The 22,280-nt window shown below is 66.4% G+C and carries 24 protein-coding genes; 19 read left to right on the top strand and 5 right to left on the bottom strand.

Features of this window, described 5'->3' with window-relative positions:
- The first annotated feature begins 19 nt into the window (after positions 1 to 19).
- The 6 genes from DCM79_RS02320 (at position 20) to DCM79_RS02295 (ending at position 6,922) form a co-directional block, all read left to right on the top strand.
- Entirely contained in the window at positions 20 to 502 is a 483-nt protein-coding gene (locus DCM79_RS02320; protein ID WP_257178454.1) for a MarR family winged helix-turn-helix transcriptional regulator, read from the top strand.
- Positions 499 to 1,269, top strand: a complete 771-nt coding sequence (locus DCM79_RS02315; RefSeq protein WP_257178453.1) for an enoyl-CoA hydratase — start codon at positions 499 to 501, stop codon at positions 1,267 to 1,269. The genes DCM79_RS02320 and DCM79_RS02315 overlap by 4 nt, the downstream gene beginning before the upstream one ends.
- Before the next feature lie 123 nt (positions 1,270 to 1,392).
- Positions 1,393 to 3,474 carry a methyl-accepting chemotaxis protein gene (locus DCM79_RS02310; protein ID WP_257178452.1) on the top strand — a complete coding sequence of 694 codons (2,082 nt, stop codon included), beginning with the start codon at positions 1,393 to 1,395 and terminating at the stop codon, positions 3,472 to 3,474.
- Between the two features lie 131 nt (positions 3,475 to 3,605).
- A complete protein-coding gene (locus DCM79_RS02305; RefSeq protein WP_257178451.1) occupies positions 3,606 to 4,544 on the top strand; it encodes a dihydrodipicolinate synthase family protein in 939 nt (312 codons plus the stop codon).
- Positions 4,545 to 4,844: 300 nt separating this feature from the next.
- Positions 4,845 to 6,245: a selenium-binding family protein gene (locus DCM79_RS02300; RefSeq protein ID WP_257178450.1), complete on the top strand. Its 1,401-nt coding sequence runs from the start codon at positions 4,845 to 4,847 to the stop codon at positions 6,243 to 6,245.
- 83 nt (positions 6,246 to 6,328) lie between these two features.
- Positions 6,329 to 6,922, top strand: coding sequence for a hypothetical protein (locus tag DCM79_RS02295; RefSeq protein WP_257178449.1), 594 nt, complete (start codon positions 6,329 to 6,331; stop codon positions 6,920 to 6,922).
- On the opposite strand, the gene DCM79_RS02290 is transcribed toward DCM79_RS02295, so the two are convergent.
- From DCM79_RS02290 to DCM79_RS02280, 3 genes are read right to left on the bottom strand one after another with little or no spacing between them, the layout of a single operon-like run.
- Positions 6,900 to 7,625 (bottom strand): DUF1045 domain-containing protein, encoded by a 726-nt coding sequence (locus tag DCM79_RS02290; protein ID WP_257178448.1) that lies wholly within the window; start codon positions 7,623 to 7,625, stop codon positions 6,900 to 6,902. The genes DCM79_RS02295 and DCM79_RS02290 overlap by 23 nt on opposite strands.
- An 18-nt stretch (positions 7,626 to 7,643) precedes the next feature.
- Positions 7,644 to 8,837: an alpha-D-ribose 1-methylphosphonate 5-triphosphate diphosphatase gene (locus tag DCM79_RS02285; protein WP_257178447.1), complete on the bottom strand. Its 1,194-nt coding sequence runs from the start codon at positions 8,835 to 8,837 to the stop codon at positions 7,644 to 7,646.
- Positions 8,834 to 9,493 (bottom strand): chloramphenicol acetyltransferase, encoded by a 660-nt coding sequence (locus tag DCM79_RS02280; RefSeq protein ID WP_257178446.1) that lies wholly within the window; start codon positions 9,491 to 9,493, stop codon positions 8,834 to 8,836. Before DCM79_RS02280 ends, DCM79_RS02285 begins: the two co-directional genes overlap by 4 nt.
- 173 nt (positions 9,494 to 9,666) lie before the next feature.
- On the opposite strand from DCM79_RS02280, the gene phnC reads away from it, so the two are divergent.
- The 4 genes from phnC (at position 9,667) to phnE (DCM79_RS02260) (ending at position 13,285) form a co-directional block, all read left to right on the top strand.
- Positions 9,667 to 10,476: a phosphonate ABC transporter ATP-binding protein gene (phnC, locus tag DCM79_RS02275; protein ID WP_257178445.1), complete on the top strand. Its 810-nt coding sequence runs from the start codon at positions 9,667 to 9,669 to the stop codon at positions 10,474 to 10,476.
- Between the two features lie 73 nt (positions 10,477 to 10,549).
- Entirely contained in the window at positions 10,550 to 11,485 is a 936-nt protein-coding gene (gene phnD / locus DCM79_RS02270) for a phosphonate ABC transporter substrate-binding protein (protein ID WP_257178444.1), read from the top strand.
- Between the two features lie 73 nt (positions 11,486 to 11,558).
- Positions 11,559 to 12,443: a phosphonate ABC transporter, permease protein PhnE gene (phnE, locus tag DCM79_RS02265; protein ID WP_257178443.1), complete on the top strand. Its 885-nt coding sequence runs from the start codon at positions 11,559 to 11,561 to the stop codon at positions 12,441 to 12,443.
- Entirely contained in the window at positions 12,440 to 13,285 is an 846-nt protein-coding gene (gene phnE / locus DCM79_RS02260; protein WP_257178442.1) for a phosphonate ABC transporter, permease protein PhnE, read from the top strand. The genes phnE (DCM79_RS02265) and phnE (DCM79_RS02260) overlap by 4 nt, the downstream gene beginning before the upstream one ends.
- A 180-nt stretch (positions 13,286 to 13,465) precedes the next feature.
- Here phnE (DCM79_RS02260) and phnF read toward each other — a convergent pair whose 3' ends face one another.
- Positions 13,466 to 14,194, bottom strand: a complete 729-nt coding sequence (gene phnF, locus DCM79_RS02255) for a phosphonate metabolism transcriptional regulator PhnF (RefSeq protein WP_257178438.1) — start codon at positions 14,192 to 14,194, stop codon at positions 13,466 to 13,468.
- 119 nt (positions 14,195 to 14,313) lie between these two features.
- On the opposite strand from phnF, the gene phnG reads away from it, so the two are divergent.
- From phnG to DCM79_RS02210, 9 genes are read left to right on the top strand one after another with little or no spacing between them, the layout of a single operon-like run.
- Positions 14,314 to 14,778, top strand: a complete 465-nt coding sequence (gene phnG, locus DCM79_RS02250) for a phosphonate C-P lyase system protein PhnG (protein ID WP_257180932.1) — start codon at positions 14,314 to 14,316, stop codon at positions 14,776 to 14,778.
- A 4-nt stretch (positions 14,779 to 14,782) separates the two neighbouring features.
- Positions 14,783 to 15,391, top strand: a complete 609-nt coding sequence (phnH, locus tag DCM79_RS02245; protein ID WP_257178436.1) for a phosphonate C-P lyase system protein PhnH — start codon at positions 14,783 to 14,785, stop codon at positions 15,389 to 15,391.
- 3 nt (positions 15,392 to 15,394) lie between these two features.
- On the top strand, positions 15,395 to 16,498 hold the full coding sequence (locus DCM79_RS02240; protein ID WP_257178428.1) for a carbon-phosphorus lyase complex subunit PhnI: 1,104 nt from the start codon (positions 15,395 to 15,397) through the stop codon (positions 16,496 to 16,498).
- Positions 16,495 to 17,391 carry an alpha-D-ribose 1-methylphosphonate 5-phosphate C-P-lyase PhnJ gene (locus DCM79_RS02235; RefSeq protein WP_257178426.1) on the top strand — a complete coding sequence of 299 codons (897 nt, stop codon included), beginning with the start codon at positions 16,495 to 16,497 and terminating at the stop codon, positions 17,389 to 17,391. The genes DCM79_RS02240 and DCM79_RS02235 overlap by 4 nt, the downstream gene beginning before the upstream one ends.
- Positions 17,384 to 18,181 carry a phosphonate C-P lyase system protein PhnK gene (phnK, locus tag DCM79_RS02230; RefSeq protein WP_257178424.1) on the top strand — a complete coding sequence of 266 codons (798 nt, stop codon included), beginning with the start codon at positions 17,384 to 17,386 and terminating at the stop codon, positions 18,179 to 18,181. Before DCM79_RS02235 ends, phnK begins: the two co-directional genes overlap by 8 nt.
- A gap of 22 nt (positions 18,182 to 18,203) precedes the next feature.
- Positions 18,204 to 18,902 carry a phosphonate C-P lyase system protein PhnL gene (gene phnL, locus DCM79_RS02225; RefSeq protein WP_257178422.1) on the top strand — a complete coding sequence of 233 codons (699 nt, stop codon included), beginning with the start codon at positions 18,204 to 18,206 and terminating at the stop codon, positions 18,900 to 18,902.
- Between the two features lie 11 nt (positions 18,903 to 18,913).
- A complete protein-coding gene (locus DCM79_RS02220; RefSeq protein WP_257178420.1) occupies positions 18,914 to 20,071 on the top strand; it encodes an alpha-D-ribose 1-methylphosphonate 5-triphosphate diphosphatase in 1,158 nt (385 codons plus the stop codon).
- On the top strand, positions 20,068 to 20,664 hold the full coding sequence (gene phnN / locus DCM79_RS02215; RefSeq protein WP_257178418.1) for a phosphonate metabolism protein/1,5-bisphosphokinase (PRPP-forming) PhnN: 597 nt from the start codon (positions 20,068 to 20,070) through the stop codon (positions 20,662 to 20,664). Before DCM79_RS02220 ends, phnN begins: the two co-directional genes overlap by 4 nt.
- Positions 20,665 to 20,688: 24 nt before the next feature.
- Positions 20,689 to 21,300 carry a pyridoxamine 5'-phosphate oxidase family protein gene (locus DCM79_RS02210; RefSeq protein WP_257178409.1) on the top strand — a complete coding sequence of 204 codons (612 nt, stop codon included), beginning with the start codon at positions 20,689 to 20,691 and terminating at the stop codon, positions 21,298 to 21,300.
- A gap of 229 nt (positions 21,301 to 21,529) precedes the next feature.
- Here DCM79_RS02210 and DCM79_RS02205 read toward each other — a convergent pair whose 3' ends face one another.
- Positions 21,530 to 22,261 (bottom strand): SDR family NAD(P)-dependent oxidoreductase, encoded by a 732-nt coding sequence (locus DCM79_RS02205; RefSeq protein ID WP_257178407.1) that lies wholly within the window; start codon positions 22,259 to 22,261, stop codon positions 21,530 to 21,532.
- Positions 22,262 to 22,280 lie beyond the last annotated feature (19 nt).

Genomic DNA, 22,280 nt, shown 5'->3' with positions numbered 1-22,280 from the left:
GCTCAGCTAGATATTTCGCATGCGAAGTAATGGCGCCGACGCGCGGCATCATCGGCTGATCTACCTGCTCAGCGTCGCGCAGCGCCGGCTGCAGCGCTGGATGGCAGCGCGGCCTTCGAGCGAGGTGACGCCGGCGCAGGCGGGATTGTTGTTCATCCTCGGCAAGCAGGACGGCGTCCTGATGGGCGAGGCGGGCGCGGCGCTCGACATGGGCCCGGCCGGCATCTCCGGCCTCGTCGACCGCACCGAGGCTGCGAAGTTGATCGAGCGGCGGGCCGACCGCGAGGACGGACGCGCCTGGCGCATCTTTCTGACGCCGAAGGGACGCAGCGTGCTGGCGCAGGCGAAAGCTGGCGCGGCCGAGATCAACGCGGCACTGACGGACGGGTTCACGGCCGCCGAGATCGACATCGTCGCGCGCTGGCTGACCAGCATCCAGGACAAGTTTCCAAGGCCTTCGGACGACAAGGCCTTCAGACGAACAGAAGGAGCAAGCCCATGACCGAGCACATCCGCATCGAGACCAATGGCGGCATTCTCACCCTCACGCTGGCGCGTCCCGACAAGAAGAATGCGCTGACCGATGCGATGTACGGCAAGCTCGCCGACGCGATCGAAGCCGCCGAGCGCGATGCCTCGGCCCGCGTGCTCCTGATCCGCGGCGAGGGCGACATGTTCACCGCCGGCAACGACGTCGGCGAATTCGCCGCGGTCGCAACCGGCAAGTCCGAAGGCAGCCGCAACGTCATCCGCTTCATCCAGTCGCTGGCGCGCTGCACTCGGCCGCTGGTCGCGGCGGTGCAGGGCCGCGCCGTCGGCGTCGGCACCACGATGCTGCTGCATTGCGACCTCGTGGTGCTCGCCGACAACGCGCAATTGTCGACGCCTTTCGTCAGCCTCGCGCTGGTGCCTGAAGCGGCCTCCAGCCTGCTGATGCCGGCGCGCATCGGCCATGCCCGCGCCTACGAGATGTTCGCGCTGGGTGAGGCGGTGCCGGCGCAGGCGGCACTGCAATGGGGCATCGCCAACCGCGTGGTGCCGCTCGACAAGCTCGATGCCGAGGCGCTCGCACTCGCGCAGCGCCTTGCCCGGCAACCGGCCGGCGCCCTCACCGCCACCAAGCGCCTGATGCGCAATGGCGAGGTGCTGGTCGCGCAGATGCAGGCCGAAGGCGAGCAGTTCGCCCAACGCCTGCGCACCGCCGAGGCGCGCGAAGCATTCACGGCCTTCGCCGAGCGCCGCCCGCCTGACTTCACCAAGGTCGCGTGAGCGGACGCAGCCTGCCGGGAGGGACGGCGGGGTTCAACTGAAGGCCTTTGATTGAAGTCTTAACCAAACCTTGGCATGTCACGGTGCAAGGTGCCCGCTTGTGGAGAGCAGGTCCCTTTCGCCATGTCATTTTTTAAGAAATCGGTAAGCAAGCTACTTCTTGTCCTGATGGCGCTTTTGGCCGCCGGCGCGCTGGCCAGCACCGCGTTCCAGATGTTCGGGGCGTTCGGCCGCTACAGCGATAGCCTGGAGACCGAGCGGCTTGCGGCTGCCGACAAGGCGATCTTCCAGGGCGTGCTCGCATTGCGCAACAATCGTGGCGATGCGCAGAGCGCGCTGCTCGGCGAGGACGATCCGCGTGCCAAGCTCGGCGCCGCCGAGAAGGCCGAGCAGGCCGGCTATGATGCCATCGTCGCGGCGCTCTCCACCGTCGAGTTCGCCCGCCGCGACGAGCTCGCCAGCACGCTGAAGCAGCGCTGGAGCGAGGCCGCGCCGAAGTTCCAGCTTTTCTACGACGAGGCCAAGCTGCCGCGTGCCGAGCGCAAGGTCGAGCGTACCGCACCGTGGTATGATGGCGTCACCAAGGTGATCGAGACCGCGAATCTGGCATCCACCGCGGTGTCGAACCGCGCCTGGACCAACGATCCCTTCATCGCCCGCATGATCCAGGCCCGCCGCCTGGCCTGGCAGGTGCGCGACCGTTACGGCATCCAGTGCTCGACCCTCCGTCCCAACATCAACACCTCGAAGCCGCTCGACGAGACCCAGAAGCAGACCGTGGCCGGATGGAACGGCATCGTCACCGCCGGCTGGACCGGCCTGGAGGAATTGCTGGCCGCGCCCGACGTGACGTCAGACCTCGTCAATACCGCGAAGCAGGCCAGGGCCAAGACCGACGGCGTGCTCAAACAGATCGGCGATCTCACCAAAAATCTCGACGGCAGCGGCAAGCCGGCAATGCCCGCCTCGGAATGGAACGCGCTGTGCCAGTCGCCCTTCGCGCCGATCGTCGCGGTCGCCAATACGGCGCTCGACCAGTCGATCGCGCGTGCGGAAGCCGTCCAGGCCAAAGCCCTCACCAATCTCATCGTGCAGTCGTTCACGTTCCTGCTCGCGCTGGCCGTGACCCTGGCCGGCGTGTTCGTGGTGCGCAATCGCCTCATGCGGCCGGTACGCGCCATCCTCGATGCCATCGCCCGCATCAGTGCGCGCGACTATGCGACGCCGGTGCCGCAATCCCGGCATCCCGACGAGTTCGGCACCATGGCCGCCGCGCTCGAAAGCCTGCGCGAGAGCGCGGCCACCGCGGAACGGCTGGGCCGGGAACGTGAATCGCAGCAGGCGCTGCAGCTCGCGCGCTCCGGCACCGTCGATTCCGCCTGCCGCAGCTTCGACGACACGGTGCAGGCGGTCATCCAGAGCGTTGCGGCCTCGACGCGGGAGCTCGATGCCACCGCGACCGGCGTGCGCTCGCTGGTGTCGCAGTCGAGCAGCCAGACCGCGGCGGTCTCGTCCGCCGCCGAGCAGGCCACCAACAATCTCGAGACCATCGCCGCCGCGACCGAGGAGCTCTCCGCATCCGTCGGCGAGATCTCGGCGCAGGTGCAGTCCAGCGCCCGCGAGGCCCGCGAAGCCGTTTCGCAGGCCGAGCAGACCAACGCGACGGTCGAGATCCTCGACCAGACCGCAAGCCGCATCGGCGAAGTCGTCAAGATGATCAACGCCATTGCCGGACAGACCAACCTTCTGGCCTTGAACGCCACCATCGAAGCCGCACGCGCGGGCGAGGCCGGCCGCGGTTTCGCCGTGGTCGCCGGCGAGGTCAAGAGTCTCGCCTCCCAGACCGCGACCGCGACCGAAGAGATCTCGCGCCAGGTCGAGGAGATCCAGGCCGCGACGGGCCAGGCGGTTGCCGCCATCCGCTCGATCGGCGGCGCCATCAGCGGCATCGACGAGAAGATGACGGCGATTGCCGCCGCCGTCGAGCAGCAGCGCGCCGCCACCACCGAGATCTCGCGCAACTTCCAGCAGGCGGCGCAAGGCACCCGCGAGGTCACCGACACCATCGGCAGCGTCGCCAGGCTCAACCAGGAGACCGGCAATGCCGGCACGGTTCTGTCGGAATCCGTCAAGAAGATGTCGGCCGACGCAGATCGTCTCCGCGTCGCGGTCGAGGGCTTCCTGGGCGCGGTGAAGACCGCCTAGTTTCGCCTCATTCTTCCATTCTGAGATCGTGCGTTCGGCATTGCCGCCGGTCCGCGCGGCGGCTACATCTGTGCCGCCTCGCGCCGTGAGCGCTGCGCCGGACGTAAGACGTATCAGGGATGGAGAGTTCGATGCCGGTCACCCCCCACCAGGCCCAGCGCCCCTATCGCGGCGTGTTCCCGGTCGCGCCAACCATCTTCGACGAGCGCGGTGAGCTCGACCTCGAGGGGCAGCGCCGCTGCATCGATTTCATGATCGATGCCGGCTCGCATGGCATCTGTATCCTCGCCAATTTCTCCGAGCAGTTCGTGCTGACCGATGCCGAGCGCGAGAGCGTGATGCATGCGGTGCTGGAGCATGTGGCGGGACGGGTTCCCGTGATCGTCACCACCACCCATTTCAGCTCGGCCGTGTGCGCGGCGCGCAGCAAGCAGGCCGAGGCGGCGGGCGCGGCCATGGTGATGGTGATGCCGCCCTATCACGGCGCGACCTTCCGAGTCCCTGAGAAGGGCATCGTCGAGTTCTTCAGGGTGCTCTCGGACGCGATCGACATTCCGATCATGATCCAGGATGCGCCGGTGGCCGGCACGCCGCTCTCGGTCGAGCTGCTCGCACGGCTGGCGCGCGATTTTTCCAACATCCGCTATTTCAAGATCGAGGTAGCAGGTGCGGCCTCAAAGCTGCGCAGCCTGATCGAGGCGGGCGGCAAGGACATCGAAGGCCCTTGGGACGGCGAGGAGGCGATCACGCTGCTCGCCGATCTCGACGCCGGTGCCACCGGCGCGATGACCGGCGGCGGCTATCCCGACGGCATCCGCCAGATCATCGATCCCTATTTCGCCGGCGACCGCGACAAGGCAAAGGCCGCTTACGAACGCTGGCTGCCGCTGATCAATTACGAGAACCGTCAATGCGGCCTGATCGCCTGCAAGGTCATGATGCAGGCCGGCGGCGTGATCAAGTCGGATGCCGTGCGGCACCCGCTCCAGCCGCTGCATCCGGCGACCCGGGCGGGGCTGCTGGAGCTCGCCAAGGAGCGCGATGCGTTGGCCCTGCGGTGGGGGAAGTAGCGCCCAAGGCTCCACTGCCATAGGTGGGCAACGCGAAGCGTGCCCACCGCGGGTGGGGAAAGTTGCGCGGATATGCTCAACCGTCGTCCCGGACAAGCTCCGCGAAGCGGAGCGCTGATCCGCATTTCGGCCGAGGGCGTCGAATTAGCGCGGTTCGATCAGTTTCCCCGGGCACGGCGATGACATATTGTACGTTCGCCAACCGGCCTGGAGCATCTCAAGACATCGCGTAACACCTCTTCATTATGCCGTTATCCCGAGTCAGGTTGGCGCAAACCGACAGAACAGGGAGGCAGTGCCATGACGATGAGGCCCGATCCCACCTTTCACGCATCGCCCAAGCTTGCGATGGAAGCACCTGCGGAGAACTTTGCCTACACGTTGCTGCTCAGTCCGGACTTCTCGAAGCCGGATGCTCTCGCGGTCATCGACGTCAAGCCGGGATCGCCGACCTATAGCCGGATCGTCCACACCGTGACGATGCCCAACAAGGGCGATGAGTTTCATCATTTCGGCTGGAATGCGTGCTCCTCCGCTCTGTCGCCGCTCGCCGGACACGCCTTCATCGAGCGGCGCTATCTCATCATTCCCGGGCTACGCTCGTCGCGCATCTACATCATCGATACCAAGCCAGATCCGGCCCAAGCCAAGATCCACAAGATCATCGAGCCAGAGGAAGTCTTCAAGAAGACCGGCTACTCGCGGCCACACACGATCCATTGCGGACCGGACGGCATTTACGTCAGCACGCTGGGCGGCGGCGGCAAGGACGGCACCAACGGTCCTCCCGGTGTCTTCATCATGGATTGCGAGACCTTCGAGGTCCTCGGACGATGGGAGATCGACCGCGGTCCGCAGACGCTGCACTATGATTTCTGGTGGAATCTGCCGCGCGACTACATGGTGACGAGCGAATGGGCCTTGCCGCCGCAGTTCGAGAACGGGATCGTCCCGGAAGATCTGCTTGCGAACAAATATGGCCATCGTCTGCACTTCTGGGATCTTCGCGCCCGTCGCAACGTCCAGACCATCGACCTAGGTGCCAATCATCAGATGGCCCTGGAGGTGCGGCCGGCGCATGATCCGGTTCGCGAATACGGCTTCGTCGGCGTCGTGGTCGACACCACGAATCTCGAAGCATCGATCTGGACTTGGTGGCGAGAAGGCGGGCAATTCCATGCGGAGAAGACGGCGACGATCCCACCCGAGCCCGCGCCAAAGGAGCAGCTCCCGCCGTTGCTTCAGGGGTTTGGCGCCGTGCCGCCGCTGGTGACCGACATCGATCTGTCGATGGACGACCGGTTTCTCTATGTCTCGTGCTGGGGGACGGGCGAAATGCGCCAGTACGACGTCAGTGATCCGCGCAAACCGAAGCTTGCGGGTTCCGTCCATATCGGCGGTATCGCGCGCCGCACCCCCCATCCGAATGGCAAGGCCTTTGCGGCGGGCCCCCAAATGGTCGAGATCAGCCGTGACGGCAGGCGCATCTATTGGACCAATTCGCTCTATTCCACCTGGGACGACCAGTTCTATCCCGATGGGGTTCCGGGCGTGGAAGTCATGGCCAATGTCGGTCGCAACGGCGGCCTCGAGCTCGACAAGGATTACTTCGTGAGCTTCCCCGACGGATATCGTGCGCACCAGATCAGGCTCGAGGGCGGCGACTGTTCGACCGACTCCTTTTGCTACCCGTCGGTCTAGATGGGACCCATGCGAACCCGGCGCTCGGCTGGCTGTGGCTCGCGCTTGCGGCGAGCGGTCTCTACCATGGGATCAATCCGGGAATGGGATGGCCGCTCGCCGTGTCTGCCGGGCTCATGGACAAGAGCCCGCGCGCGCTCTTCCGCGCATTGTGGGCCTTGGCGGCCGGGCATCTCCTGGCAACATTTCTCGTGCTGCTGCCATTCGCGTTCCTGCTCGTGCTGGCCGAGTGGCAGCATCCGATCCAGATCGGTGCGAGCCTTCTCGTCATCGGCTTCGGGGTCTATCGGCTGATCGACCGGCGCCATCCGCGCGCGCTGGCACGAATTCCGCCAACGCAATTGGCGCTCTGGTCATTTGCCGTCGCCATTGCCCACGGCGCCGCCCTGATGCTCGTGCCGATCTATCTCGGTCTCTGCCGGGCCTTCGAGCTCGATGCCGGCCACGAGGCGGCGGGCGAGCTGATGAAGGCAAGTCTCGGGATGGCGGTGCTGGTGTCCGTGGTGCACGTTGCCGCCATGGTCAGCGCCGGCGGGTGTCTGGCGTGGCTGGTCTACCGTTATCTGGGGTTGAAGTTCGTCTCGCGAAGCTGGTTCAATCTTGACGCACTCTGGGCGACCAGCCTCGTCCTGGTTGGCGCGGTGGCGCTCGCCTTCAATCTCGTGAGCTGGCGCTGAGGTTCGCCGGCGCCAATCCCCACTCGCCGATGATGCGAAACCGGGCCCTTGCATCATCCTGCCTGAACAGCACGATGCGGTCGATCTGGAGTGCATCAAGCTTCAGCGCCGCAAACCGCGCCCGCAGCATCTCCAGGATCGGTCCGCGCCGCTCCGCATCGAGCCGCCCGGTCAGCGTCATGTGGAAGCGGAATTCCTCCATCACGTAGGGGTAGCCCCAGCGGTCGAGATAGTCGCGCTGCCGTTCGCTCAGCTTCTCCGGCTTGCGCCGCGCGCGATCCTCCGGGGTCAGCGCCGCACGGAAAGCGTCGAATTCGCGGACGCAATCGGCGGCGAGCTGCTGCAGGGCCTCGACCGGCCCGGCTGGAATGACGGCGATGAAGCCGCTGATGGCATCGACGACGGGCCGGATCGCGGGCCGCGGCCGCGTCTTGCCGGCGAAGGTCGCGCAGGCGGTCATCAGCTCGGCTTCGGTCCTGCCAGGTGCCAGCGCCATCGGCGCTTTCAGCGTGGCATGAAAGCCGTACTTGCGGGGATCGGCGCTGATGTCGCGCCAGTCAGGCGCGACATCCAGCGCCTCGCGCGGAAACGGCAGTTCGTTGCCGGTATAGGCGTCGTAGCCGAGCAACTCGGCGCCGAAGCGGGAGAGGGGGCTGTCGTTGCCTGCGGCAAAATAGATCGCGTAGCGGGGAAAGCCTGTCATCGCGCGAGCATAGCCGGTTTAGGCCGCGGCGACAGCTTCGCGCGGCATCGCCGCCGTACTCAGGAGCCGCGTCGCATCGGTGAGATGGACCAGCTTGCCGCCCGATATCACCGCGATCAGCCGCGGCCGCAGCGGCACATCGTCGTCGACCAGCAGAATGTCGGCGCGGCGGCCTTCCGCGAGCACGCCGCGATCGGTCAGGCCGGTCGCGCGCGCGGGGCCGGCAGAGACCAGATTCCAGGCCTCGGTCAGCGGAAGCACGCCGTCGGCGGCGAGCCGGAACGCGGCGAGCAGCTGGGCGGGATAGTAATAATCCGACGCCAGCACCGAGCAGAGCCTCTTGGCGATCATGTCGGAGGCCTTGGTCCAGCCGGTGTGGCTGCCGCCGCGCACGACGTTCGGCGCGCCGTAGACGATGGCATCGCCGTGGCTTGCCGCCGCCTGCGCGGTTTCCTCGTTGATCGGAAACTCGGCGATCAAAGCGCCGAGCTCGCGAAACTCGCGGCGCATCGACGGCGTCGCGTCATCGTGCGAGAGCATCCGCACCCCGGCCGCACGGGCCGCGGCGGCCAGACGCGCAACGGAAGCCGGCACCTCATCGGCGCGCGAGACCACCCGCTCAACCAGGCGGTCGAATTCCTCGCCCGACAACCCGGTGCGCTCCACCATGCGGTTGCGCTTGCGCGGCTTGGCCATGTCGGCGACCGTGCCGTCCATGTGGTCGTTGAAAGCGAACAGGTCGACGCGGCCTTCCATGAGCCACTGCGCGATCTCGGCCTCGGCGTCGAGATTGTAGGTTTCATGCCGCAGATGGAAGCGGGTGTCGGCGGCGAATTGCGAACGCTGCCGCTCGATCGCCTCCATCAGTCCGCGCGCATTGTCCGCGCTGCGCAGGCCCGGCTCCCAGGAGCAGGTGGTGGCGTGGAACACCGTGGTGATGCCGTTGCTGATGGCCTGGCGGTCGCTGTCGGCGAGCGCGACATCGATCGGGAAGTCGACACCGGCACGCGGCATCATCTGCCGTTCGAAGGCATCGCCGTGAAGATCGACGATGCCGGGCAGAACCAGCATGCCCCGTGCGTCGATCGCCAGGCGCGCCCGGCCGCGGGAGGCGTCTATCGCAGTGATGTCCTGCCCGGACACCGCCAATGACGTTTCGACGAGTTCGGTGCCGATCAGGGTCCGGCCGCCTTCAAGCAAGATGTCTGTCACGCGACCGCGCTTCGTTTGCTGGCAGGGAGAGTTGCCCGTGCTTCGTATGCCGCCAGAAAATCTTCAATCCCGAGCTTGCGGAAATCGGGCAGGGCCTCGCGCAATTTGTCGTGATCCCAGTCCCACCAGGCAAGCCGCGCGAGACGCCCGGCGATCTCCTCGGAGAACCGTCGCCGCACGATTCGGGCCGGATTGCCGGCGACGATGGTGTAGGCCGGCACGTCCTTGGTGACGATGGCGCCGGCCGCGATCACCGCGCCGGTGCCGATGTTGCGGCCCGGCAGCACGATCGCGCCGTGGCCGATCCAGACGTCGTGGCCGATCTGGACGTGATGCTGGCGCCGCCAGTCGAAGAAATCGGCATCGTCGCTCTCGCCGTCGAAATAGGCGCTCGAACGATAGGTGAAATGCGCCTGCGTCGCGCGGTGCATCGGATGGTTGCCGGGGTTGATGCGCGTCATCGCCGCGATCGAGCAGAACTTTCCGATCGTACTGTAGGTGATCTGCGAATCGTTCACGACATAGGAGTAATCGCCCATCGCCACTTCGTGCAGGATGGTGCGGGCGCCGACCTCGGTATAGGCGCCGAGCCGGGCCTCGTGCAGCTTGGCCGAGGGATCGATGGTCGGCTGAACTGAAAGAGCTTTGGCGGCCATGTCGAATCCGGAGTGCGAAGGCGGGCGTACCTCTTCAAACGGCTTGATGACGATGTCATGACACGGCGATGACAGGGGATGAGCTGTGCAGGATCGCCGCACCGCAACGTCGCTGTCACACAAGTGTTAAGCGCCGGCGTTAGCGATTGGCCCCAGTTAATCTGGAGCCCTGCATGCTGGTGGTGGATGGTCTGACGTGTCGCTTCGGCGCGAAAGCCGCGGTGGACGGTGCCTCGTTTCAAATTTCTCCCGGCGGCTTCGTCGGTGTGATCGGACGGTCCGGTGCCGGCAAATCCACCCTGCTGCGGAGCATCAACCGCCTGGTGAACCCGACCGAGGGACGCATCCTGTTCGACGGGATCGACGTCACCGCGCTGCGCGGCAAGGAGCTGCGGCAATGGCGGGCGCGCTCGGCCATGATCTTCCAGCAGTTCAACCTGGTCGGCCGGCTCGACGTCCTCACCAACGTGCTGATGGGGCGGCTTGCGACGATGCCGGCCTGGCGCTCGCTGTCGCAAATGTGGCCGGAGCAGGACAAGGCGCTGGCGATGTCCGCCCTCGAGCAGTTCGACATCGCTTCGCTCGCCGCCCAGCGCGCCGACCAGCTCTCCGGCGGTCAGCAGCAGCGCGTCGCGATCGCGCGCGCCCTGGTGCAGCAGCCCGACATCATCCTCGCCGACGAGCCGATCGCTTCGCTCGACCCGCGCAATACCAAGATCGTGATGGATGCGCTTCTGCGCATCAACAAGCATTTCGGCATCACCGTGCTCTGCAACCTGCATTCGCTCGACCTCGCCCGCAGCTATTGCGATCGTCTGATCGGCATGGCGCAGGGCCGCGTGGTGTTTGACGGCGCGCCGGCCGCGCTGACCGATCACGTCGCACGCGAGCTCTACGATCTCGAAGCTGCCGATGTCATGGGCGCCGTGCCTGCGCCGGCGCCCGCGGGCGTTCCCGCGCTCGGAACGGCGGCCGCCGCCTGAGCAGATCTGTTTCGTTGCAAGTCTTCCTTGCAAGTTTTTGCGTCAACCGACCCCAACCGATGAAGAGGGTATCATGATCACTCGCAGACTGGTCCTTGCTGGCGCCGCCGCGCTCGCATTCACGACTTCGGCCCTCGCCGCCGACTGGAAGGCGAAATATCCCGAGCTGACCTTCGCGGTCGTCCCGGCCGAGAATGCCTCCGGCGTCACCGAGCGCTGGGCGCCATTCGTGAGCTATCTCTCCAAGGAGCTGGGCGTGAAGGTCACGCTGCGCATCGCCAACGACTACGCCGCCGTGATCGAAGGCCAGCGCGCCGGCAACATCCACATCGCGAGCTACGGCTCGGCTTCGTTCGCCCGCGCCCGCCTGACCGGCGTCAAGACCGACGCCTTCGCCAACGACATCAACGCCGACGGCTCGACCGGCTATTATTCGGTGTTCTTCGTCAAGGCGAGCAGCCCCTACAAGACCCTCGACCAGCTCAAGGGCAAGAATCTCGGCCTGGTCGACCCGAACTCGACCTCCGGCAACAACGTGCCCCGCTTCGAGCTCGACAAATTGGGTATCCATGACGCCGACAGCTATTTCGGCAAGGTCGTCTTCACCGGCAGCCACGAGAACGCGATGCTGGCGCTGGCGCAAGGCACGGTCGAGGTTGCCGCCAACCAGTGGACCAGCGATGACGATTCGACGCTGGCGCAAATGCTGACCAAGGGCATGCTGAAGAATGCCGACGGCTCGGCGATGAAGAAGGGAGACTTCCGCATCGTCCATAAGTCGGCGCCGATCATCAACGGCCCCTATGCTTACAACTCCGACCTGCCGGAAGACGCCAAGGCCGCCATTGCGAAGGCGTTCTTCGACGCGCCGACCAAGGACAAGGCCGCGTTCGATCGCCTTTCCGACGGCCAGAAGAAAGGCTTCCATCCCGCCACCACCAAGGATTGGGATGGCACGATCGATCTGATCAAGTTCGTCGACGCCCTGCGTAAGAAGAAGGCGTCCTGAGTATCGGGACGATGCCACTGGAGCCGGGTCCATCGACCCGGCTCTTTCTTTGACGGGACTTCATCTCAAGCCCATGACAACAGCGGTTTCGATCCTTCCCGAGCAGCAGCTCGCCGTGCTCAACGCCGCCTATCGCCAGGCGGTGGCACGCAGGCGGCTCCGCCTCCTGTTCGGGGCCGCGATCTTCGCCGCGGCGCTGGTGCTCGCCGCGGTCGGCGCCGAAGTGAATCTGCGCACGCTGTTCAGCTATTTCGGCAACTTCGTCAGCTATTTCGACCGCATTTTCACGCTCGATAGCGGCCAGCGGGTCTGGACCGATGTCGGCGAGTGGCTCTGGGGCTGGCGCAAGTGGCTGAAGATGTTGGGCGAGACCCTGCTGATCAGCTACGTCGGCACGCTGATCGGCGCGACCCTCTCATTCGGCCTGAACTTCCTCGCCGCCGATAACACCTCGCCCGCACCCTGGCTTCGCTTCGTCGTCCGGCGCCTGCTGGAATTCGCGCGCACCGTTCCAGGCATCGTGTTCGCGCTGGTGTTCGTGATCGCCTTCGGGCTCGGGCCGATGGCCGGCGTGCTCGCGATCGCGATCCACTCCACCGGTGCGCTCGGCAAGCTGTTCTCGGAGATCGTCGAGAACGCCGACATGAAGCCGGTCGAGGGCATCCGCTCGACCGGTGCGAGCTGGCTGTCCTGCATGCGCTTCGCCGTGGTGCCGCAGGTGACGGCAGGGTATGCCAGCTACGCGCTGCTGCGTTTCGAGATCAACGTCCGCGAGGCTTCCGTCATGGGGTTCGTCGGCGCCGGCGGCATCGGTCAGGAGCTCGTCGTCGCCATTCGCAAGTTCTACTATTCCGACGTCAGCGCCATCCTGCTCACCATCATCGTCACCGTCTTCCTCATCGACATCAGCACCGGCTGGCTGCGCGGCCGCTTGTTCGGCAAGGAGGCGCGGACGTGACGCCGCACGAGGTCGATCCGCGAGAGCTTCGCGCCCGCTATCCCGACGTGTTCGACCGTCCCGCTTCGGCGCGGCTCGCGATGCCGGCGATGATTGTTGCGGCGTTCGCGATCCTGATCTACGGCCTGGTCGATCTCGACTTCTCGCCGTCGCGCTTCTTCGCCGGCCTCAGCCAGCTCGGCTGGATCACTTTGATGATGATCCCACCCGATCCCGGCTCCTCGCTGCCGGTCTATCTCAAGGCGCTCGGCGAGACGCTGTCGATCGCGCTGCTCGGCACGACGCTCGCCGCCGTGTTCGCGCTCCCCGTCAGCCTGCTCGCGGCGCGCAACGTAGTGCCGTCGGGTATCCTGCGATTTCCGGTTCGCCGCGTGCTGGATTCGATCCGCGGCGTCGACACCCTGATCTGGGCGCTGGTGTGGATCAATGTCGTGGGCCTCGGGCCGTTCGCCGGGGTGCTGGCGATCGCCGTGTCGGATTTCGGCGCGTTCGGCAAATTGTTCTCGGAGGCGATCGAGGGCGCCGACCAGAAGCAGGTCGAGGGCATCCGCGCCTCGGGCGGCAGTGCCCTGCACGAGATCCGCTTCGGCCTGATGCCGCAGGTGCTGCCCGTCATCGCCGGCCAGGTGCTCTACTACATCGAGTCCAACACCCGCTCGGCGACCATCATCGGCATCGTCGGCGCCGGCGGCATTGGCCTGCAACTCGCCGAGCAGATCCGCGTGCTGGAATGGCAGAAAGTGTCATTCCTGATCCTGATGATCCTGGTCGCGGTCGCCGCGATCGATTTCATCTCGGGCAAGCTGCGCTTTGCGATCATCGGAAGGCGCGCTATCGCCTGACCACAGGTGCCCACCACGAATTCCATTTCCTTCTCCCCTTGTGGGAGAAGGTGGCGCGAAGCGCCGGATGAGGGGTATGTCGCCCCGAACTTAGATGAGTATTTGCGGAGACATACCCCTCACCCGTCTCGCCGCTCCGCGGCGAGCCACCCTCTCCCACAAGGGGAGAGGGGAAGAAGCCTACGACTCCACCAGAAACTCCACCCGCTCCGCCGCGAAGCGCGAATGCTTGGTCATCAACGGCTTGCCCTGGAGATCGTGGTCGGTGGCGTCGACCACCAGGATCGGGCGTCCCAGCGCGAGATCCAGCCTGGCCGCGTCGGTGGCGTCCACGATGCCGGCGGTGATCCGGGTCGCGCCGCGGCGATAGTCGCGCACGCCGTAATGGGCGAGCAGCTTGGTCATCGAGCGCGTGGCCGCGAACACGGCGCCCGCATTCGGGAACAGCTCGGCCGACAGCCAGGTGGTGGAGACGCAGATCGGGGTGCGGTCGGCGAGGCGGATCGCCTCGATCCGCACCAGGGGCGCGCCGGCTTTCAGGCCCAGCTCGCGCGCCAGCTCGCGGGTGGCGACGTCGTCGGAGGCCTCGATCAGCTGGCCGCGCGGCTCGCGGCCGCCGGCACCGACGATCTCGGAGAACCGCGTGCGCGAGCGCAGGGGATAGGCGAGCTTCTGCGCCTCGACATAGGTGCCGCTGCCGCGCTCGGCGCGCACCAGGCCGCGCTCGGCGAGGGCGGCCAGCGCGCGCCGCACGGTGTGGCGGTTGACGCGATAGGTTTCGGCGATCTCCATCTCGCCTGGCAATTTGTCGCCGGCCGCGAAGCGGCCGTCGGCGATGCCGCGCTCGATGCCGTCGGCAACGAGGCGCCACAGCGCGACGCCGGACGACGCAGTGTCTTGCATGCTCATATCGCCGGTCAGCCTAGCCCAGAAATCACGCACTTGTCACGAAACAGTCATGGCGCGTCCGTATGAAGTTGTCTATTATCATAGACAACTTCGATGCGGCAAGTTCTGTCAAAGGTTCGGTGGACCAGGTGACCCAGCACAATACCCAGCAAGCCCAGCGCAAGGCCGCGATGGCCGTGCTGGCGCACGCGGAGGCGGGCGAGATCGCCGCCCGCCTCCGCGACTTCGCTCTTCCGGACCATCAGGATCTGCGCGCGCCGGAAAACGGCCTCGTCATGCTGCGCGGCCGGGTCGGCGGCGACGGCGCGCCGTTCAATCTCGGCGAAGCCACGGTGTCGCGCGCAGCGGTGAAGCTCGCCACCGGCGAGGTCGGTTTCGGCTACACGCTCGGGCGCGACGGCGAGAAGGCGCGGTTGATCGCATTGTGCGATGCGCTAGTGCAGTCCCGCGACTTCGGCGGCGCGGTGGAGCGGGATGTAATCGCGCCGTTGCGCGAGCAGCTTATGATTCGCCGCAAACAGGCCGCGGCCGAGACCGCCGCGACGAAGGTTGACTTCTACACCATGGTGCGCGGTGAGGGCTGAGATCATGACCACGATTGCCGAATTGCCGCCGGGATTCGCCGACAAGGTGCTGTCGGCGCAATCGACCTTTCGCTCGGTGATGGACGCGATGGCCCGGCCGGGCTCGGTCCAGCGCATCGTGCCGATGGCGGGGGCGCCTGATTCGGTGATGCGCGGCACCGCCGCGATCGCGCTGACGCTGTTCGACCACGACACGCCGCTCTGGCTCGACGCGCGGATGGCGGCGAGCCCGGACGCGGCGAAATGGTTGAAGTTCCACACCGGCGCGCCCTTGGTGCAGGATAGCTCGGTCGCGAGCTTCGCGCTGATCGGCGACGGCGCCGCGCTTCCGCCGCTCGAACGCTTCGCGCTCGGCACCAGCGAATATCCGGATCGCTCCACCACGATCATCCTCCAGGTGGAGAGCCTCGACGCGGGCCGCAGCTTCGAGCTGCGCGGTCCCGGCATCGACGGCGCCGCGAGGCTCGATGCGTCGATCAAGCCGTTCGATCTGTTCGAGCGCCTGCAGGTCAACGAGGCGCTGTTTCCGCGCGGCATCGATGTCGTGCTGGTCGCCGATGACGCATTGGTCGCGATCCCCCGCACCACGCGCGTCGTGAGCAAGGGAAGCTGAAGCATGTATGTCGCAGTCAAGGGCGGCGAACGCGCCATCGACAACGCCCATCGCCTGCTCGCCCACAAGCGGCGCGGCGACCAAAGCGTTCCGGAGGTCACCCTCGACCAGATCTCGCAGCAGCTCGGCCTCGCCGTCGACCGCGTCATGAGCGAGGGCTCGCTCTACGATCGCGAGCTCGCGGCGCTGGCGATCAAGCAGGCCCGCGGCGACCTGATCGAGGCGATCTTCCTGGTCCGCGCCTTCCGCGCCACGTTGCCGCGTTTCGGCGCCAGCGAGCCGGTCGACACCGGCGCGATGCGGGTGCAGCGGCGGGTGTCCTCGACCTTCAAGGATATTCCCGGCGGCCAGATCCTCGGCCCCACCTTCGACTACACTCACCGCCTGCTCGATCCCTCGCTCGCGCAGGGCTTTGCGCCGGAGGCACCGGCCACGGCCGACGCCTCCACGGCGCCGACGCCGCGCGTGACCGATATTCTCGGCCGCGACGGCTTGATCGAATCCTCGCCGCAGGCCGAGGACGGCGCCGGCGTCGGCGATCTCACCCGCGAGCCGCTGAATTTTCCGGCGGACCGCGACCTGCGGCTGCAGAATCTGGCGCGCGGTGACGAAGGGTTCCTGCTGGCGATGGGCTATTCCACCCAGCGCGGCTATGGCCGCAACCATCCCTTCGCCGGCGAGATCCGCTTCGGCGAGGTCGAGGTGGAATTCTCAGCGGAAGACGCCGGCTTCGTGGTGCCGCTCGGCGCGATCGAGCTGACCGAATGCCAGATGGTCAACCAGTTCAAGGGCTCCGCAACCGAGGCGCCGTGCTTCACCCGCGGCTATGGCCTCGCCTTCGGCCAGAGCGAGCGCAAGACCATGTCGATGGCGCTGGTCGATCGGGCGCTGCGTGCCCGCGAGCTTGGCGAGGAGGTGCGTGCCCCCGCGCAGGACGAGGAATTCGTGATGTCGCATTCGGACAACGTCCAGGCGACCGGCTTCGTCGAGCACCTGAAGCTGCCACATTATGTCGATTTCCAGTCCGAGCTCGGCCTGCTGCGCAAGCTTCGGAAGGAGTTCGCGGAGGTACAAACGCCCGATGCCATGAAGGAAGCCGCGGAATGAACGCGCCGGCCTATAATTTCGCCTATCTCGACGAGCAGACCAAGCGGATGATCCGCCGCGCCATCCTCAAGGCGATCGCGATCCCCGGCTATCAGGTGCCGTTCGCCAGCCGCGAAATGCCGATGCCCTATGGCTGGGGCACCGGCGGCGTGCAGGTGACCGCCGCGATCCTCGGGCCTTCCGACGTGCTGAAGGTGATCGACCAGGGCTCCGACGACACCACCAACGCGATCTCGATCCGGAAATTCTTCGCCAAGACCGCCGGCGTCGCCACCACGACGGCGACGGACGAGGCGACCGTGATCCAGACCCGTCACCGCATTCCCGAGGCGGCGCTGAGCGAGAACCAGGTCCTGGTCTATCAGGTACCGATCCCGGAGCCGCTGCGCTTCCTCGAGCCGCGCGAGACCGAGACGCGGCGCATGCACGCACTCGCCGAATACGGCCTGATGCACGTGAAGCTCTACGAGGACATCGCCCGCTTCGGCCATATCGCGACCGCCTACGCCTATCCGGTGAAGGTGAACGCGCGCTACGTGATGGATCCGTCGCCGACGCCGAAATTCGACAATCCAAAGATGGACAATTGCCCGGCGCTGCAGCTGTTCGGCGCCGGCCGCGAGAAGCGCATCTACGCGATCCCGCCTTATACGCAGGTCGTCTCGCTCGATTTCGAGGATCATCCGTTCGAGCCCTACCGCTTCAACGCGCCCTGCGCGCTGTGCGGCGCGGAGAATTCCTATCTCGACGAGATCGTCACCGACGACAAGGGCAGCCGCATGTTCGTCTGCTCCGACACCGATTATTGCGAGGGCCGGCAGGCCGCCGGCCATCACGGCAGCGAAAGTGCCGCGCCGTACAAGGAGAAGGCGCAAGGAGGCGCGAATGGCTGATCCAGAGCTGCGCGAGAACGACGAGCCCCTGCTTGTCGCGACATCCCTCAGCAAGTCGTTCGGCCGCATTGCCGCGTGCCGCGACGTCTCGTTCGCGCTCTATCCCGGCGAGGTGCTGGCGATCGTCGGCGAATCCGGCTCCGGCAAGTCGACGCTGCTCCAGCTGCTGTCGGGCCAGCTGGCGGCCAGCGGCGGCCACGTCTCCTACCGGATGCGCGACGGCATCACCCGCGATCTCGCCACGCTGGGCGAAGCCGAGCGGCGCTTCCTGTTCCGCACCGATTGGGGCTTCGTGCACCAGGATCCCGCGCAGGGCCTGCGCATGGCGGTGTCGGCCGGCGCCAATGTCGGCGAGCGGCTGATGGCGGTGGGCTGGAACCATTACGGTCGCATCCGCGACACCGCGTCAGACTGGCTCACCAGGGTCGAGATCGACGTCGCACGTATCGACGATGCGCCGCGCACCTATTCCGGCGGCATGCGCCAGCGGCTCCAGATCGCGCGCAACCTCGTCACCGAGCCGCGGCTGGTGTTCATGGACGAGCCGACCGGCGGCCTCGACGTCTCGGTGCAGGCCCGTCTGCTCGACCTCCTGCGCAGCCTCGTCGCCGAGCTGCATCTCGCCGTCATCATCGTCACCCACGATCTGGCGGTCGCGCGGTTGCTGTCTCACCGGGTGATGGTGATGAAGGGTGGCAGGGTCATCGAAACCGGTCTCACCGATCAGGTTCTCGACGATCCGCGCGAGCCCTATACGCAACTTCTCGTCTCCTCGATTCTGCCGCCATGAGTCTCTCGATATGGGTTTTGCAATGACCGCCATGATCGACGTCGCCGATGCCAACAAGACCTTCACGATGCACCTGCAGGGCGGCATCGAGCTGCCGGTCGTGCGCGGCGTGACCTTCCAGGTCAATCCGGGCGAGTGCGTGGTGCTGTCGGGTCCGTCGGGGGCCGGCAAGTCGTCGATTCTCAAGATGATCTTCGGCAATTACCGCTGCGATTCCGGTCGGATCGGCATCCGCCATCGCGGCGCGTTGATCGATCTCGCCAGCGCCGAGCCGCGGCAGGTGCTCAACGTCCGCCGCGCCACCATCGGCTATGTCAGCCAGTTCCTGCGGGCGGTGCCGCGCGTTGCCACCATCGACGTCGTCGCCGAGCCGCTGATCGTGAACGGCGCGGCCCGCGCCGACGCACAGGCCCGTGCCGGCGAGCTGCTGCATCGTCTCAACATCCCCGAGCGGCTGTGGCGGCTGCCGCCCGCGACCTTCTCCGGCGGCGAGCAGCAGCGCGTCAACATCGCGCGCGGCTTCATCTCGGACCTGCCGATCCTGCTGCTGGACGAGCCGACCGCCTCGCTCGATGCCGCCAACCGCGCTGTGGTGGTCGAGCTGATTGCCGAGAAGAAGCGCCGGGGCGTCGCCATGGTTGCCATTGTCCATGACGACGAAATCCGGCATCTGATTGCCGACCGCATCGTCGACGTCACCAGCTTTGCCGCCGCGGCCTGAAGGACATGGACATGAACGCCAAGCCGAAGGACATCGTGATCGCCAACGCCAGGATCGTGCTGGCCGAGCGGGTGATCGAGCAGGGCTGGCTCGCTCTCGCCGATGGCCGCATTGCCGAGATCGGCGAGGGTCGGGCGCCCGCAGGCGCCGAGGATGCCGGCGGCGACCTCATCATGCCGGGCCTGATCGAGCTCCACACCGACCATCTCGAAGCCCATTACGTGCCGCGGCCGAAGGTGTTCTGGAATCCGGTCGCGGCGGTGGTCTCCTATGACGGCCAGCTCGCCACGTCCGGCATCACCACCGTGTTCGATTCGCTCCGGGTCTGGCGCGAGGACGGCGCCGAGGAGGTCGACGGCCGCGCCGGCGTGCTTGCCGCCGCCATCACCACCGCGCGCGAGGCCAGCCTGCTGCGCGCCGATCACTTCCTGCATCTGCGCTGCGAGATCCCGATGCCGAGCGTGGTCGAGGAGGCCAGGGAGCTGATCGACCGTCCCGACGTCAAGCTGATGTCGCTGATGGATCACACCCCCGGCCAGCGCCAGTTCCGCGACGAGGTCAAGCTGCGCGATTATTATCGCGGCAAGGGCGGCGGCAAGACCGACGCCGAGCTCGACGAGCTGTTCGCCAAGCGCTTCGAGTATCAGAAGCTATACGCCGCAACCAATATGCGCGAGATCGTGGCGCTGGCGCATCGGTACGACATCCCGCTCGCCAGCCACGACGATACCACCGAGGAGAACGTCGCGGATGCCGTGCGCGACCGCGTCTCGGTCGCGGAATTCCCGACCACGCTGGAAGCCGCGCGTGCCTTGCACCAGGCCGGCATCGACATCCTGATGGGCGCGCCGAACGTCGTGCGCGGCGGCTCGCATTCGGGCAACATCGCCGCGGTCGATCTCGCCCGGGAAGGCCTGCTCGATATCCTGTCTTCGGACTACATCCCGTCGAGCCTCCTGATGGGCGCGCTGCAATTGCCCGACCATGTCCCGGCCATCAGCCTTCCCGATGCGATCCGCACGGTGACGAAGGCGCCCGCCGAGGCGGTCGGCCTCACCGATCGCGGCGAGATCGCGACCGGCAAGCGCGCCGATCTGATCCGCGTGCATGTTGCAGGAAACGTTCCCGTGGTCCGCAGCGTCTGGCGCGAGGGACACCGGGTCGCATGAGCGAGACCGCGACCACGGCCGAGGGCGAGGAGGGCGCGATCGGCCCCGGCCGGCTCGTGCTCGTGGTCGGCCCCAGCGGCGCCGGCAAGGACACGCTCTTGCGGCTGGCGCAAGCGGCCTGCGCCAATGATCTCAGCGTCGTGTTTCCGCGCCGGGCCGTGACGCGCGAATCCTCCGCTGACGAGGACAACGTCGCGCTGACGTCGGATGAATTCCGCCGCGCCCGCGAGCATGGCGAGTTTGCCGTGCACTGGGACGCACACGGTCATTCCTACGCGCTGCCGCGCGACATCGACGACCATATCAGCGCCGGACGCACGGTCGTCGCCAACGTCTCGCGCACGGTGATCGGCGGGTTGCGCCAGACCTATGTCAATGTCGTGGTGGTCGCGATCACGGCACCGCCGGAGGTGCTGGCGCAACGGCTCGCCGCACGGGCGCGGCAGAGCGATGGCGATCTCGCCGAACGTCTCACCCGCAGCATCGACGACACGACGGCGCAGGCCGATATAACCATCCTCAACGCCGGCAGCGCAGAGGATCACAGCCGCGAGCTCGTGCGCGTCATCAGGAGCGAAGGCCGGCAGGAATAGCCGGTCCACCACGGAGAGAACGGAATGTCGGTGATCGAAACGGTCGAGCAGCTAGAGGCAATCTACGGCGCCACCAATGACGCCTCGACCGTGAAAGTCGCCGACCATGTCACGCCGCTCTATAGCGTCTTCGTCGAGAAGGCACCATTCGCCGCGCTCGCCACCATCGGGCCGGAAGGCATCGACTGCTCGCCGCGCGGCGACCTGCCCGGCTTCGTCCGAGTCCACGATCCCAAGACGCTGATGCTGCCGGACCGCCGCGGCAACAACCGGGTCGATTCGCTGCGCAACATCGTGCGCGATCCCAGGGTGTCGCTGATGTTCCTGATCCCCGGCTCCGGCAACGCGGTCCGCGCCAATGGCCGCGCGCATCTCTCGATCGATCCCGAGCTCCTGGCCTCGTTCAAGGTCGAAGGCAAGGCGCCGCGCAGCGTCATGGTCATGCATGTCGACGAGATCTACTTCCAATGCGCCCGCGCCATCGTGCGCTCCGACCTCTGGAATCCCGACAAGCGCATCGACCCGAAAACTCTGCCGACGCCGGGCCAGATCCTCGCCGAGATGAGCGACAACAAGCTCGGCGGCGCCGAATATGACCGCATCTGGCCCGAACGCGCCGCCGCGACGATGTGGTGATTCTTCTCTCCTCTCCCCTTGTGGGAGAGGTTGGCTCGCCTCGATAGCGGCGAGACGGGTGAGGGGTTTGTCTCCGCAAGCACATCTCTCGCGATTTTACTTTGCGGATAGATACCCCTCATCCGGCGCCGTAGCCGAAGCTTCGCTTCGGCGTTCTTAAGAACGGCGGCCCAAGGCCGCCTATGCCACCTTCTCCCGCAAGGGGAGAAGGAAGAAGGCAGCATCTGCCCTAATTGAATGTCATCCCGCCGCTGAGCGCTACGGTCTGCCCGGTCATGTAGGCGTTGTCGACCAGCAGCATCACGGCTTTCGCCACCTCCTCCGCCGTGCCGAAGCGACCGAGCGGGATGCGGCTGACGAGTTGGGGCTGGCTGCTCATCATGTCGGTCTCGATCAGCGACGGCGCCACTGCGTTGACGGTAACGCCCTCCTTCACCAGCCGCGCGGCATAGCCTCGTGTGAGGCCTTCCATGCCGGCCTTGGACGCATTGTAGTGCGGGCCGATCGAGCCGGCACCGCGCGCCGCTCCCGAGGAGATGTTGACGATGCGGCCCCATTTCCTCGATCGCATCGACGGCAGCACGGCTTGCGTGCACAGGAAGGCGGATTTCAGGTTGACCAGGATGGTGCGGTCGAAATCGTCTTCGGTGAGATCGTCGATGCCGCGCGTGATGGCGATGCCCGCATTGTTGACGAGGATGTCGACCGGCCCGAGCCCGGCCATCACCCGCTCGACCATTCCGGCCACGGCCTCGCGCTGCGAGACGTCAGCAGCGACGACGATGGCACGGCCGCCTTGCCTGCCGATCTCGCCCACGAGCTTCTCGGCCTGCCCGATCCGCTCGCGGCAATTGATCGCCACGGCAGCGCCTGCTTCCGCCAGCGCGCGACAGACCGCGGCGCCGATCCCGCGCGAGCCGCCGGTCACGAGCGCGGTGCGCCCCTTCAGAGTCTCTGACATGCAAGCTCCGATTCATGCG

This window comes from Bradyrhizobium sp. WBOS07, assembly GCF_024585165.1.
Lineage (GTDB): Bacteria > Pseudomonadota > Alphaproteobacteria > Rhizobiales > Xanthobacteraceae > Bradyrhizobium > Bradyrhizobium japonicum_B.
The sequence above is the reverse complement of the archived record's forward strand: the minus strand, read 5'-3'. Positions and strand labels throughout refer to the sequence as shown.

Excerpts from the sequence above, each read along its gene's own strand:
- DCM79_RS02320 (WP_257178454.1), top strand. The coding sequence starts at position 20 with ATGCGAAGTAATGGCGCCGACGCGCGGCATCATCGGCTGATCTACCTG.
- DCM79_RS02315 (WP_257178453.1), top strand. The coding sequence starts at position 499 with ATGACCGAGCACATCCGCATCGAGACCAATGGCGGCATTCTCACCCTC.
- DCM79_RS02310 (WP_257178452.1), top strand. The coding sequence starts at position 1,393 with ATGTCATTTTTTAAGAAATCGGTAAGCAAGCTACTTCTTGTCCTGATG.
- DCM79_RS02305 (WP_257178451.1), top strand. The coding sequence starts at position 3,606 with ATGCCGGTCACCCCCCACCAGGCCCAGCGCCCCTATCGCGGCGTGTTC.
- DCM79_RS02300 (WP_257178450.1), top strand. The coding sequence starts at position 4,845 with ATGACGATGAGGCCCGATCCCACCTTTCACGCATCGCCCAAGCTTGCG.
- DCM79_RS02295 (WP_257178449.1), top strand. The coding sequence starts at position 6,329 with ATGGGATGGCCGCTCGCCGTGTCTGCCGGGCTCATGGACAAGAGCCCG.
- DCM79_RS02290 (WP_257178448.1), bottom strand. The coding sequence starts at position 7,625 with ATGACAGGCTTTCCCCGCTACGCGATCTATTTTGCCGCAGGCAACGAC.
- DCM79_RS02280 (WP_257178446.1), bottom strand. The coding sequence starts at position 9,493 with ATGGCCGCCAAAGCTCTTTCAGTTCAGCCGACCATCGATCCCTCGGCC.
- phnC (WP_257178445.1), top strand. The coding sequence starts at position 9,667 with ATGCTGGTGGTGGATGGTCTGACGTGTCGCTTCGGCGCGAAAGCCGCG.
- phnD (WP_257178444.1), top strand. The coding sequence starts at position 10,550 with ATGATCACTCGCAGACTGGTCCTTGCTGGCGCCGCCGCGCTCGCATTC.
- phnE (WP_257178443.1), top strand. The coding sequence starts at position 11,559 with ATGACAACAGCGGTTTCGATCCTTCCCGAGCAGCAGCTCGCCGTGCTC.
- phnF (WP_257178438.1), bottom strand. The coding sequence starts at position 14,194 with ATGAGCATGCAAGACACTGCGTCGTCCGGCGTCGCGCTGTGGCGCCTC.
- phnH (WP_257178436.1), top strand. The coding sequence starts at position 14,783 with ATGACCACGATTGCCGAATTGCCGCCGGGATTCGCCGACAAGGTGCTG.
- DCM79_RS02240 (WP_257178428.1), top strand. The coding sequence starts at position 15,395 with ATGTATGTCGCAGTCAAGGGCGGCGAACGCGCCATCGACAACGCCCAT.
- DCM79_RS02235 (WP_257178426.1), top strand. The coding sequence starts at position 16,495 with ATGAACGCGCCGGCCTATAATTTCGCCTATCTCGACGAGCAGACCAAG.
- phnK (WP_257178424.1), top strand. The coding sequence starts at position 17,384 with ATGGCTGATCCAGAGCTGCGCGAGAACGACGAGCCCCTGCTTGTCGCG.
- phnL (WP_257178422.1), top strand. The coding sequence starts at position 18,204 with ATGACCGCCATGATCGACGTCGCCGATGCCAACAAGACCTTCACGATG.
- DCM79_RS02220 (WP_257178420.1), top strand. The coding sequence starts at position 18,914 with ATGAACGCCAAGCCGAAGGACATCGTGATCGCCAACGCCAGGATCGTG.
- phnN (WP_257178418.1), top strand. The coding sequence starts at position 20,068 with ATGAGCGAGACCGCGACCACGGCCGAGGGCGAGGAGGGCGCGATCGGC.
- DCM79_RS02210 (WP_257178409.1), top strand. The coding sequence starts at position 20,689 with ATGTCGGTGATCGAAACGGTCGAGCAGCTAGAGGCAATCTACGGCGCC.
- DCM79_RS02205 (WP_257178407.1), bottom strand. The coding sequence starts at position 22,261 with ATGTCAGAGACTCTGAAGGGGCGCACCGCGCTCGTGACCGGCGGCTCG.